This window comes from Mediterranea sp. An20 (assembly GCF_002160055.1).
In the GTDB taxonomy this organism is placed as follows: Bacteria; Bacteroidota; Bacteroidia; order Bacteroidales; family Bacteroidaceae; genus Bacteroides; species Bacteroides avicola.
In genome coordinates this window covers 100,872-113,497 of record NZ_NFJV01000004.1, presented here as the reverse complement: position 1 = coordinate 113,497, position 12,626 = coordinate 100,872, and the positions used below count along the sequence as shown (strand labels likewise).

7 protein-coding genes and 1 tRNA gene are annotated in these 12,626 nt (G+C 54.9%); 3 read left to right on the top strand and 5 right to left on the bottom strand.

What is annotated here, in order from left to right:
* Positions 1-147 precede the first annotated feature (147 nt).
* The 3 genes from pdxB to B5F34_RS04045 all read right to left on the bottom strand — a co-directional run bounded on the left by pdxB (position 148) and on the right by B5F34_RS04045 (position 4,317).
* Positions 148-1,191, bottom strand: a complete 1,044-nt coding sequence (gene pdxB, locus B5F34_RS04055; protein ID WP_087335322.1) for a 4-phosphoerythronate dehydrogenase PdxB — start codon at positions 1,189-1,191, stop codon at positions 148-150.
* 245 nt (positions 1,192-1,436) lie between these two features.
* Positions 1,437-2,450 carry a 2-oxoacid:ferredoxin oxidoreductase subunit beta gene (locus B5F34_RS04050; protein ID WP_087335320.1) on the bottom strand — a complete coding sequence of 338 codons (1,014 nt, stop codon included), beginning with the start codon at positions 2,448-2,450 and terminating at the stop codon, positions 1,437-1,439.
* A gap of 16 nt (positions 2,451-2,466) precedes the next feature.
* The gene (locus B5F34_RS04045; protein ID WP_087335318.1) at positions 2,467-4,317 is read right to left on the bottom strand and encodes a 2-oxoacid:acceptor oxidoreductase subunit alpha; all 1,851 of its coding nucleotides are present in this window, start codon (positions 4,315-4,317) and stop codon (positions 2,467-2,469) included.
* A 182-nt stretch (positions 4,318-4,499) separates the two neighbouring features.
* Between B5F34_RS04045 and B5F34_RS04040 the strand changes: the two genes are divergently transcribed.
* The 3 genes from B5F34_RS04040 (at position 4,500) to galB (ending at position 9,012) form a co-directional block, all read left to right on the top strand.
* Positions 4,500-4,571, top strand: a tRNA-Arg gene (locus tag B5F34_RS04040).
* Positions 4,572-4,934: 363 nt separating this feature from the next.
* Entirely contained in the window at positions 4,935-6,398 is a 1,464-nt protein-coding gene (locus B5F34_RS04035; RefSeq protein ID WP_087335316.1) for an alpha-L-fucosidase, read from the top strand.
* Between the two features lie 109 nt (positions 6,399-6,507).
* The gene (galB, locus tag B5F34_RS04030; protein WP_087335401.1) at positions 6,508-9,012 is read left to right on the top strand and encodes a beta-galactosidase GalB; all 2,505 of its coding nucleotides are present in this window, start codon (positions 6,508-6,510) and stop codon (positions 9,010-9,012) included.
* 118 nt (positions 9,013-9,130) lie between these two features.
* Here the strand turns inward: galB and B5F34_RS04025 are convergent, their stop codons facing one another.
* Both B5F34_RS04025 and secDF read right to left on the bottom strand, forming a co-directional pair.
* A complete protein-coding gene (locus B5F34_RS04025; RefSeq protein ID WP_140392949.1) occupies positions 9,131-9,412 on the bottom strand; it encodes a hypothetical protein in 282 nt (93 codons plus the stop codon).
* Positions 9,413-9,619: 207 nt separating this feature from the next.
* Positions 9,620-12,625: a protein translocase subunit SecDF gene (gene secDF / locus B5F34_RS04020; RefSeq protein WP_087335312.1), complete on the bottom strand. Its 3,006-nt coding sequence runs from the start codon at positions 12,623-12,625 to the stop codon at positions 9,620-9,622.
* Position 12,626: the final 1 nt, after the last annotated feature.

Here is a 12,626-nt window from a genome sequence, read left to right as displayed (position 1 = left end):
TATATTCCTTGTTTGCATGCTGTGTAGCCTGCTTCAGGAAACGCTTGGTCCTGTCACAGTGAAAGCAGTGAGAGATGTATGGATGCGACATCTCTCACTGCTTTCTGTATTTCGGAATAAGTTTAGCCGGAAGGTTGTCCGTCCGATTCAGACGTGCCTGAACAGATATGCTTGTCTTTCGCGGCGCAGGGGATAATCGCCCCTCAGTTGTTCGAATTGCTCGGGATGAGCTTTCAGGGCTTCGCTGTCGCGGCGTGGGTCATACATCTGCAGGTAGGCTTCCGTCTCGTTGGCTGCGGTGATGACGGGGTTCAGCGGCTTGGGCGGAGCGATATGGAAGTCGGGCTTGATGCCGAAGAACTTGCACACGGCAGTGAGGGCCATGCGCGAGGCGTTGGCTTTGCCGTCGGCCGAATAGCCTGCAATGTGCGGGGTGCCGATTAAGGCCTGCTGCAGAAGATTGCGGTCGATGTCCGGTTCGTTTTCCCACACGTCGATGACGGCATCGGCAATGCGTCCTTCGGCGAGGGCCGACAGCAGTGCCTGCGTATCGTGCACTTCTCCCCGTGATGTGTTGATGAACACGGGCTTGCGGCGCAGCGAGCGGAAGAAGTCTTCGTCTGCCAAGTGGAAAGTAGGATAATTGCCTGTGCGAACAAGGGGAACATGGAAGGTGAGAATATCGCTTTCTTCTGCCAGTTGGCTCAGCGGGCAGAAGCGCCCGGGGCCCTCCTGCTCTTCGCGGGGCGGGTCGTTGAGCAGCACCTTCATGCCCATGTCGCTGCCCACTTCGGCGATGAGGCTGCCCACGTGGCCTACGCCTACGATACCCAGGGTAAGGCCTGCCAGCGGTTTGTCGCGCTTCATTTGCAGCAACAGCAGGACGGAGTGCAGGTATTGTGCCACCGAGGGTGCGTTGCAACCCGGTGCATTGGCCCATTGTATGCCTGCCTGGCGGCAGTATTCGGTATCTATGTGGTCGAAACCGATGGTGGCAGTGGCGATGAAACGCACACTGCTCCCCTCCAGCAAGTGGCGGTCGCAGCGGGTACGGGTGCGTATGATGAGTGCGTCAGCGTCTTTTACAAGTTCCGGTGTAAATTCATGACCGGGTGCGTAAACCACTTCATCGGCCACATGCTCAGCGGCTTCGCGGATAAAGGGGATTTTATTATCGACAATGATTTTCATAACTCTTCTCGTCTCCTTGGGACTTTTGGGGTGCAAATATACGCTTTCTTGGGCGGAAAGTATGCAAATCGGGGGCTTTTTTCGGTGGAATGCCGTCAAAACTGCGTATGCAGACATTGCCGACGGCAGGTATCTGCATAGGGGGTCAGTCTGAAACTGCATCCGGTGGAGGGATGAAAAAACAGACGGGCGGTGCCGTTGCCGGTAGCCGTCCGTCTGTACGTTTTATCGGGGATTAGGGGGATTTATTTTACCTCCCACGTATCGTTGGTTTCCAGTAATTCCTCGAAGTTGTGATACTTCTTCTTGGCACTGACCTCTTCAATTTGGGCATGCACGGCTTCGTCGTAAGTCGGCTCGCTGACATCGCGGATAACGCCGAGAGCGATGGGAAAGTCCGGTCCTTCCATCAGTGCGAGCTTCAGTTGCAGGGTGTTGTCCATGCAATGTGCATCGTGGATGAGGATGTCTTTCTCCGTCACACCGTTCTCGCCCAGTTTTACCACTTTCAGTCCGAAGCCCTCCTGCATGAGACCGTATTCATGGTTCTCGCCGAACAACATGGGCTTACCGTGCTCTAAGTAGATGGCATGCTTGGCACGTCCTTCTTTGGTGTAGACAGATTCGTGCGTACCGTTGTTGAAGATGACGCAGTTTTGCAGAATCTCACATACGGCAGCTCCTTTATGCAGGGCGGCTGCCTTCAGAATCTCCACTGTGCCGGGTGCGTCGGTGGCTACGGCGCGGGCAAAGAAACGTCCGCGGGCCCCGAAGCACAGTTCGGCGGGATGGAAGGGGTCCTCTACCGTGCCGTAGGGTGATGACTTGCTGACGAATCCGCGGGGTGAGGTGGGCGAATATTGTCCTTTGGTCAGCCCATAAATACGGTTGTTCAGCAGAATCATGTTGATGTCTATGTTGCGTCGCACGGCGTGTATGAAGTGGTTACCACCGATGGCCAGACCGTCACCGTCGCCTGAAATCTGCCAGACTGTAAGGTCGGGGTTAGCCACCTTGGCTCCCGTGGAGATGGCGGCAGCACGTCCGTGTATGGTCTGCATGGCGTAGGTGTTCATGTAATAGGGCAGCCGGCTGGAGCAGCCGATGCCGGAGATGACAGCCGTCTGCCAGGGGGCAATGCCCAGTTCGGCCATGGCCTTGTGCAGGGAGGCCAGGAAGAAGTGGTCGCCGCATCCGGGGCACCAGCGTGGTTGTCCTTTCTTGAAGTCTTTGGCAGTATAGGTATTGTTGTTGTCCATGATTAGTCCTCCTTGCTTATTTGTTTAAGATTTCGTTGAATGCGGCCACCAGTTCGCTTACTACGAAGGGCTGGCCTTTGACTTCGTTGTACTGGTAGGGCACGAAGTTGTCTACCTTCATGCGCAGGTATCCGGCAAACTGACCCAAGTTCTGCTCGGCCACTACGACTTTGGGATATTTCTTCAGCACCTCGGCCGTGTTCTTGGGCAGCGGGTTGAGGTAGGCAAAGTGAGCCAGTGCCACCTTTTTGCCTTCTTTCAGCAATTCGTCCATGGCCGAATAGAGATGTCCGAACGTACCGCCGAAGCCCACGATGAGCAGGTCGGCATCATCGGCACGTCCGTAGACCTGCACGTCGGGTACGGGAATCTTGGCTACCTTCTCGGCGCGGAGGTGACACATCAGATTGTGGTTCTGCGGGTCTGTCGAGATAGCTCCCGTCCAGCTGTCCTTCTCCAGTCCGCCCAGAATGTGGGTGAAACCTTCTTGTCCGGGGATGGCCCAATAGCGCACGCCCGTCTCGGCATTGCGGTGGTAGGGCGAGTAATGTCCTTTCATAGCCTCGGTTACGTACGGGGGCTTTATATCGGGATATTCGTTCAAGTTAGGCAGACGCCAGGCGCCCGAACCGTTGGCCACGTAGCCGTCGGTCAGTAAGACAACGGGTGTCATGTGTTCCAGAGCTATCTTGCAGGCCATATAGGCTGCGTCGAAGCAATGGGTAGGCGAAGTGGCGGCGATGACCGGCATGGGGCTTTCGCCGTTACGTCCGAAGAGGGCCTGCAGCAGGTCGGTCTGTTCTGACTTGGTGGGCAATCCGGTAGACGGACCTCCGCGCTGTACGTCGAGCACCACCAGGGGCAGCTCAGTGATGACGGCCAAGTTCATGGCTTCGGACTTCAGGCAGACGCCCGGTCCGGAAGTAGAGGTGACGGCCAGTGCTCCGGCAAACGAGGCGCCGATGGCAGTAGAGCAGCCCGATATTTCGTCTTCGCACTGCACGGTCATTACGCCCAGCGACTTGTGTTTGGACAGTTCGTGCAGCACGTCAGTAGCGGGAGTGATGGGGTAGGAGCCGAGGAACAGTTTCAGGCCTGCCTTTTCGGCAGCAGCCATGAAGCCGTAGGCCGTGGCTTTGTTGCCTGTGATGTCCATGTAGCGTCCGGGTACCTTTTCCTTGCTTTCAATGCGCCAGGTAGCGTGGGCGATGGAGGCGTGCGTGTTGTGTCCGTAATCCCATCCGGCATGTATCACTTTGATGTTGGCTTCTGCCACTTCGGGTTTCTTGGCAAATTTCTCGCGCAGGAACACTTCGGCAATTGTCAGGTCGCGGTCGAAGAGCCAGCACACCAAGCCCACGACAAACATGTTGCGGCATTTCAGCATGGCCTTGTTGTCCATGCCCGTATCTGCCAGGCAGTCCTTCACCATTTTAGTGATGGGCGCTGCGATGAGTTCCTGCTTGATACCCAGTTCCTGAATGGGGTCATCGGTTGCGAAAGCTGCTTTGTCCAAGTCCGACTTCTGGAAGGCATCCGTATCAATGATGATGCATCCGTTGGGCTTGGCAAACTTATATTGTGTTTTGAGCGCGGCAGCGTTCATGGCCACCAGCACGTCGCACTGGTCGCCCGGCGTATATACTTTGCGGGCGCCGATGTGCACCTGGAAGCCCGAGACACCCGTCAGCGAGCCTTGCGGGGCGCGGATATCTGCCGGATAGTCGGGGAAGGTGCTGATGTCGTTTCCCACCGTAGCCGAAACTGTTGAAAAGATGTTGCCGGCGAGTTGCATACCGTCGCCGGAGTCACCGGAAAAGCGTACTACCACTTCGTCCAGCTCTTTGACCATCATGTCGTTTGCCATATCGTTATGTAATTACTAAGTATTAGGTTGTTATTTCTTATTTAGGATGTCAGAGTCTGAGGCTCGACGGGCAAATTTCGGAAAGTTAATCGGATTCGCAAAATTTTTCTTCGTAAAATCAACAGAAAGCATTATCTTTGCGCCCGTATTCCACGCTTTTGCCCTTTAAAAGCTGACAAAATGGTCTTGTAGTTCAACGGATAGAATAGAAGTTTCCTAAACTTTAGATCCGGGTTCGATTCCCGGCGAGACTACTTTCCCTCTGTATATGTCTCAGAATAATTGGAGGTGTATTCTGCTGACGGTCTGCCGTTTTCCCTTCTATATTAGCAGTCTTCTCCCAAGCCTTTGGCAAGCCGTTTCCAAGCCCCTGGAAGTTTTCATTTAATAGCTTCGTTGGCAGCCGTATATGTCTGCGCGGAAAATAAAAAGCGTAAATTGCAGCAATCTGCAGGCAGAAGGGCTGGTCATTCCGTCGTTTTTCTGTAATTTTGCCCGTGCCGGGAAATTTCTGGACCGGGTTCTCTCTTGCGGCTTGCAGGCTGGGGCTGTCCGCAAGAAGTTTCCTCCTGTCGGGCGTATTTTATTTTTAACATTATATCTGATACAAACATTTTATGAAAACTCGTATTGTCACGGTATGCATGGCTTTGTTCATGGCCATGAGCTGGAATGCCTGGGCGCAGACCGGTGGAAGCCCGAAAGGGCGTGTCACTATTCCCTTGAAACATGGTTCGGACCACCCCGGAAAGCGGACGGATGCCGACATGGAGCGTTGGCGCGGTTACGGACTGGGGCAGTTTATTCACTGGGGCGTCTATGCCATTCCCGGAGGAGAGTGGAATGGGAAGACCTACAACGGCGCGGCGGAATGGATACGTGCATGGAGAGAATTTCCGAGGGAAGAGTACGACAATCTCTACAAGCAGTTTAACCCGACCGGTTTCGATGCCAAGGCCTGGGCGCGCATGGCTAAGAAAATGGGGGCAGGCTATCTGATATTCACCACCAAGCATCATGACGGCTTTTGCCTCTGGCCCAGCCGCTATACCGATTATACGGTGGCGCATACACCTTATCAGAAAGATATAGTGGGGCAAGTGGTCGATGCCTATACGGCCGAAGGTATTGATGTCTACCTCTATTTTTCCATCATGGATTGGAATCAGGGAGGATGGCTTTATCAGCCGCCTAAGAACGAAGAGGAAAAGGCCCGCTGGGAAGGATTCAAACAGTTTACTCGCAACCAATTGCTGGAATTGCTGGAGAATTATCCTCAGATTAAGGGATTCTGGTTCGACGGCACATGGGATGCCTCTTGGGTAGGGGAGGCGGAGTTTGCCCACGAACTGGAGCAGGAGTTGCGGGCTTTGCATCCCGGCCTGATTATCGGAAGCCGCTTCAGGGCTGACGAATATGGAAACCGCCGTTACGATTTGAACGGCGACCTGATAGGCGACTACGACCAGACCTGGGAAAGGGACATCCCGACAGACATCGGACAATTGAGGGGTAACGACTGGGATTGTTGCATGACGATTCCCGAAAATGGCTGGGGATATGCCAAGACATGGACCACGTATGCCAAGACGCCCTACGAACTGCTCAGTATGCTGTCTGAGTGCAATTCGCTGGGAGGAAACCTGGTGATTAACTTCGGTCCGGACGGAAACGGGCATTTCCGGGTGGAGGAACAGCAGATTGCCGCCGAGATTGGGCGTTGGATGGACGTAAACGGCGAGGCCATACGCGATGCGGAGCCTGCCGCGGGTGTACACAAACAGGGCTGGGGATTCATGACGCAGAAAGGAAACCGGCTCTTCCTGCACGTCTACAACCAACCCCTGAACAACGTCCTGCGCCTGGTGTTTGACAAGAAAACCTACGTGCCGGGACGGGTGAAGCTGCTGGATGGCGGAACCGCCCTGAAAGTGGAAGATGCCGGGCGCAACAAACAGAACGCCCGACTGTTCAATCTGTATCTGCCCGAAGGAAAGACGTTTGCCGGTCCTTTCGTCGTAGAGGTGGAATTGATTGACAACAACGGCGACCAGGATGCTTACCAGCAGGCCAAGGTGTGAACCAGGCAAAAGAATGGGCACTTTCTTTGAAAAAAACAGACTAAAAATCTGTGATTTTCCAATTATATGACTATCTTTGGCAAATTATCAGCGAATTACATTTTTCTGTATGAAAAACATTAGATTTCTTTGGGTCTTGGCGGCAGCATTGTTGTCGCAGGCCGTGGGGGCGCAGGTGCGCGTCCAGCAGACATTCGAGAAAGGGTGGAAGTTTACCCGAGCAGATGAAAAGAGTTTCAGTACCCCGGAGTTTGACGACGCTAAATGGCAATCTGTCACCGTACCTCACGACTGGGCCATCTACGGCCCCTTCAGTGTGGAGAACGACAAGCAGAATCTGGCTATCACGCAGGACGGACAGAAAGAAGCCATGGAGCATGCCGGACGTACCGGCGGCTTGCCTTTCGTAGGAACCGGCTGGTACCGGCTGGAATTCGAGGCTCCCGATTTCGGGCAGGGCAAGACGGCTACGCTTATCTTCGACGGAGCCATGAGCCATGCCCGTGTGTGGCTCAACGGACAGGAAGTGGGCTATTGGCCGTATGGCTACAATTCTTTCTACTTCGACGTGACGCCCTACCTGAAGGCAGATGGCACCAATACACTGGCCGTCCGGCTGGAAAACCAGCATGAGTCGTCGCGCTGGTATCCCGGTGCCGGACTCTACCGCAACGTGCATCTGGTGATTAACGAAGATGCCCATGTGCCGACGTGGGGCACCCAACTCACTACGCCGGAGGTAAGCCAAGACTTTGCCAAGATCAATCTGAAGACCAGTCTCGACTTTCCCGAAGGAAAGAAGATTGAAGACTATCGCATCGTGACCGAACTGAAAGATGCCAGCGGCAAGGTGGTGGCACGGAATGAAAAGAAAGGCACGCGCTACGACGGCCGTGGCTTCGAGCAGGACTTTGTAGTGGACAAACCCGCTCTGTGGAGTCCCGACAGCCCCGCACTCTATACCGCCGAATCCAAAATCTACGAAGGCAGCACGCTGAAAGACGAGTACACTACCCGCTTCGGCATCCGTTCGCTGGAATTCATTCCCGACAAGGGCTTCTTCCTGAACGGCGAGCACACCGTCTTCAAGGGTGTGTGCAACCACCACGACCTCGGTCCCTTGGGTGGCATCGCCAACGTGGCAGGTATCCGCCGCCAGATCCGCATCCTCAAGGATATGGGCTGTAATGCTATCCGTACGTCACACAACATGCCTGCTCCCGAATTGGTGGAAGCCTGCGACGAGATGGGCATGATGCTGATGGCAGAATCGTTCGACGGCTGGAAAACTCCGAAGGTGCCCAATGGCTATAACCTCTTCTTCGACGAATGGGCAGAGAAAGACCTCGTGAACCTCCTGCGCCACTTCCGCAACAACCCCAGCGTCGTGATGTGGTGCATCGGCAATGAAGTGCCCGACCAGTGGAACGGAGCCGTGGGTTCCAAGCTGACGCGCTTCCTCTTGGACATCTGCCACCGCGAAGACCCCACGCGCCCCGTCACCAACGGCATGGATGCCCCGGACGCTGTGGTGAACAACAACATGGCCGCCATCCTGGACGTGCCCGGTTTCAACTACCGTCCCTTCAAGTACGCGCAGAACTACAAGAAACTGCCGCAACAGATTATCCTGGGCAGCGAGACGGCTTCTACGCTCAGTTCGCGCGGCGTCTATAAGTTCCCCGTGGTGCGCCGCTCCATGCAGAAGTATGACGACCACCAGGCTTCATCCTACGACGTGGAACACTGTGGCTGGTCCGACCTGCCCGAAGACAACTTCATGTGGCACGAAGACTCTGCTTACTGCATCGGTGAATTCGTCTGGACGGGCTTCGATTACTTGGGCGAACCCACTCCTTATTACAGTGATTGGCCCAGCCACTCCTCGCTGTTCGGTATCATCGACCTGGCCGGCATCCCCAAAGACCGGTACTATCTCTACCGCAGCCACTGGAATCCGGAAGTAGAGACCCTGCACATCCTGCCCCACTGGAACTGGGAAGGCCGCGAAGGCGAGGTGACTCCCATCTTTGTCTACACCAACTATCCTTCGGCCGAACTGTTCATCAACGGTAAGAGCCAGGGCAAGCGCACCAAAGACACGTCCGTCACCCTTGCCAACAGCCTGTGCGACACCATCGGCTCCACCACCTTCAAGCGCCAGAGCCGTTACCGCCTGATGTGGATGGACACGAAGTATGAGCCGGGCACGGTGAAAGTCGTGGCCTACGATGAGAACGGCAAGGCCGTGGCCGAGAAGGAGATGCACACCGCAGGCAAGCCTTACGCCATCGAACTCATCCCCGACCGCTCACAGATTAAGGCCGACGGCAAGGACCTCTCTTTCGTCACCGTGCGCGTGGTGGACAAGGACGGCAACCTCTGCCCCACAGCCGACAACGAAATCAAGTTCCGCGTGAAGGGCAAGGGCTGGTACCGTGCCGGTGCCAACGGCAACCCCGCTTCGCTGGAATCCTTCCAGCGCCCGCAGATGAAGGTGTTCAGCGGCATGATGACCGCCATCGTCTCTTCCACCGAAGAGCCGGGCAGCATCACGCTGGAGGCCACTGCCAAGGGCTTGAAGAAGGCTGTGCTGAAATTGGAAAGCAAATAAATTCGTTTCATTTAGTTTTCATCTTGACTTAAATTTTGTGGATTGAAGGCGCGGCCCGCGCAGTTCCCATCTTGGTGGATGGAGGCTGGCGGGCCGCGCTGATTTTGTGTGGCAACAGTTATTCCTGTTCTTTAGTCAGTGATATGCCTTTCTCCCGGCTCTTGATGAAATTGTTCAGCGGGATTTTCCGCTTCACGTTCTTCCGGAAAGTATAGCGTATCAATATCCACGGACGCAATCCCTTGTCCAACTCGGTGATGGAGGAGAAGGCTTGATAGCTGCCGCTGTGGGTATGCATTTCTCTTTTCAGGTGACCGGCGAAGTGTTCCGGCACAGTGGACATATAGAAATTGTTCGTGAAGTTGTATCGCTTTCTCCGTTTTTCCCCGGTTTTTGTCACTGTGAGAGCTTGCTTTCAGTTTGTCTTTGCTTTATAAGGTACAAACGGAGAGGCACAGTGGCGCGGCCTGAAATAACTCTCTGCGAGGCAAAGAAAAGCGCAGATGACGCAAGATACCCACGGCTTCCTGCCGTGCCATCTGCGTCATCTGCGCTTATGTGTCAAGTCCGGGCGGCATCGGGGATGCCTGCCCGGAAAGTGTTTGGCTTATTTCTCGTCCTTCTCGATGTCCTTGCCGGCGTCACGTTTCTTGTGCATCATGGCGTACGCGATGGGCGAGCCGATGAACAGTGAAGAGAACGTGCCGATTACGACACCCAGAATCATGGCGAAGGAGAAGCTGCGGATGCTCTCACCGCCCAGGAAGAAGATGACTACCAGCACAATCAACGTCGACGAACCGGTGAACAACGTACGTGTCAGCGTGGAGTTCAGCGAATCGTTGAACAGGCGGTAGGTATTGCGCTTCGGATAGAGGTGCAGGAATTCACGCACACGGTCGAAGATTACCACCTTGTCGTTGATAGAGTAACCGATAGCTGTCAGGATAGCACCTACAAATGTCTGGTCAATCTCCATGGAGAACGGCAGGATGCCCCAGAACATGGAGTAGATGCCTAAGATGCCCAGCGTATCGAATGCCAGCGCGGCGATGGAGCCGACACTGAACGCGATGTTGCGGAAGCGGAACAGAATGTAGAGGCCGATGGCGATAAGGGCGAAGAATACGGCCCAGAATGCAGCCACCGTGGTATCGTCGGCAATGCTCGGACCTACCTTCTGCGAACTGATGATGGTGCCGCCCTCCTGGTTGTCGCGGTCGACAAACTGTTCCAGCGTGGTACCTTCGGTCAGCAACGGCTTCAGCAGTTCGTACAGTTTGGCTTCAATTTCGGCATCCACGTTGGCACCTTCTTCGGCGATGCGGTAGTTGGTGCTGATACGCATCGTGCGGCCGTCGGTGCCGATGGCGATGACGCTCACGTTGGCATCATCCAAGTTGCCTTCCAGCACTTCGCGCAATTGTTCGGGCTGTGTGGGCTGGTCGAAACGCACCTGGTAGTTGCGTCCGCCCGTGAAGTCGATGCTCTGGCTCAGGCCACGGGCACCCAGGAAGCCTATCCACAGCACCACGAACACCACGGTGCCGATGGCCCACGTCTTGTTGCGGCCCATGAAGTCGAAGTGTGTATCCTGCAGCACACCGCGTGACAGCTTCGTCTCAAACGTCAGGTGCTGCCACTTGTCTTTCGACATGAAGTAGTCGTAAACCAGACGGGTGAGGTAAACAGCGGTGAAGAACGAAATGGCAATACCGATAATCTGTGTCGTGGCGAATCCGCGGATGGGACCCGTTCCGAAGTAGAACAAGATGATACCGGTGATGATAGACGTGAAGTTGGAGTCGAAGATAGCCGAGAAGGCATTCTTGTAACCGTCTTGCAGCGCCATCTTCACTGTCTTTCCGTTGCGGAGTTCTTCCTTCGTGCGTTCATAGATAAGCACGTTGGCATCTACCGCCATACCGATGGCAAGCACCATACCGGCGATACCACTCATGGTCAGCGCGGCCTGGAAGGAGGTCAGGATACCGAAGGTGAAGAATACGTTCAGCAACAAGGCTGCGTTGACCACCATGCCGGGGATGAAGCCGTACATGGAGCAGGTGTAGACCATCAGGAGGATGAAGGCCACCACGCAGGAGATGAATCCTGCCTGGATAGAGGCGGCACCCAATGACGGACCTACGATGTCTTCCTGTACGATGTGTGCCGGGGCAGGCATCTTACCGGAACGCAGCACGTTGGCCAAGTCTTTGGTCTGTTCGGGCGTGAAGCTGCCGGAGATTACAGAGCTACCGTCGGGAATTTCGGTTTCTACCGTGGGAGCCGAATATACATAACCGTCCAGTACGATGGCGATGGCGCGGCCGATGTTCTGTTTGGTCAGCTGTGCCCAGCGGCGGGCGCCGTCGGTATTCATCGTCATGTTCACGCAGGGCTTGCCATACTGGTTGTAGTCATCGCTGGCCGAAGAAATCACATCGCCTTCCAGCGGTGCACGACCGTCGCGCTGCGTGGAGCGGATGGCATAGAGTTCGAAGGTCTGCTTCTTCGGGTCAAGATCCGAAGGAGATACGCCCCACTTCAGGCGCAGATCTTTGGGGAAAGTGGCTTTCACTTCCGGCATGGCCAGGTAGCGGTTGATTTCAGCCGTATCCTTGTAGTTGGCAAAGCCGACGATGGGACTTTGTGCGCTGGGGTTTACGGAGAGGATGGCCAGCAGCGGGTTCTGCTTCTTGTAGGCCTCCAGGTCGGCAGCGGCGGTGCTTTCGCCTTTCAGGGCAGCGGCGAGGCTGTCGGCCGTGCTGATGGCTTTCTTTTCTTCTACGGCTGCTGTGGCAGTGGAATCCGTTTTAACTTCGGCACTGTTTTCCTCCAGGCTCTGAATGGAGTGAATCTTGCTGTCGGCAGCTTGCAGGTAAGGCACCACATCGCGTGCCATGTAAGTTTCCCAGAATTCCAGATTGGCCGATCCCTGTAGTAATTTTCTTACACGTTCCGGCTCTTTGATACCCGGCAATTCCACCATGATGCGGCCTAAATTGTCCGACAGACTCTGGATGTTGGGCTGCACCACGCCAAAGCGGTCGATACGGGTACGGAGCACGTTGTACGAGTTGTCGATAGCGGCTTTCACTTCTTCGCGCAACACCTTTTCCACTTCGGCGTCGGTAGACTGTTGGTTCACTTTGTCTTTCAGTTGCTGGGTGGCAAACAGTTGGGCGAGCGTGGCGTCGGGGGCCAGTCTGTGATACTCTCTGATGAACAGGGTAATTACGTCTTCCTGGCTGCTTTTGGCCTGCTGTGCGGCGTTGGCAAGGGCCTGGTTGAACGCTTCGTCCGGTTTGTTGTCGGCCAATACCTTGATTACATCGGGTATGGAGACCTCCAGAATGACGTTCATACCGCCCTTCAGGTCCAAACCTAAACTGATTTCCATCTCACGACAATCTTTCAGGGTCCAGTTGCCGAAATACACTTTCTCGTTGGACAGTGAATCCAAGTAGTCTTGCTCTATCTGCGCATCTCCTTTTGCGTACTCTTTCGCCTTGTTGGTGTAGTAGCGAGTCACAAAAGAGAAGGAGAGGTAGAACAGACACACGAGTGTCAGCAGTACTGCAAAAACCCTTACAAATCCTTTGTTTTGCATG

Bases quoted from the DNA above. Each gene is read 5' to 3' on its own strand.
- pdxB (WP_087335322.1), bottom strand. From the start codon at position 1,191: ATGAAAATCATTGTCGATAATAAAATCCCCTTTATCCGCGAAGCCGCT.
- B5F34_RS04050 (WP_087335320.1), bottom strand. From the start codon at position 2,450: ATGGACAACAACAATACCTATACTGCCAAAGACTTCAAGAAAGGACAA.
- B5F34_RS04045 (WP_087335318.1), bottom strand. From the start codon at position 4,317: ATGGCAAACGACATGATGGTCAAAGAGCTGGACGAAGTGGTAGTACGC.
- B5F34_RS04035 (WP_087335316.1), top strand. From the start codon at position 4,935: ATGAAAACTCGTATTGTCACGGTATGCATGGCTTTGTTCATGGCCATG.
- galB (WP_087335401.1), top strand. From the start codon at position 6,508: ATGAAAAACATTAGATTTCTTTGGGTCTTGGCGGCAGCATTGTTGTCG.
- secDF (WP_087335312.1), bottom strand. From the start codon at position 12,625: ATGCAAAACAAAGGATTTGTAAGGGTTTTTGCAGTACTGCTGACACTC.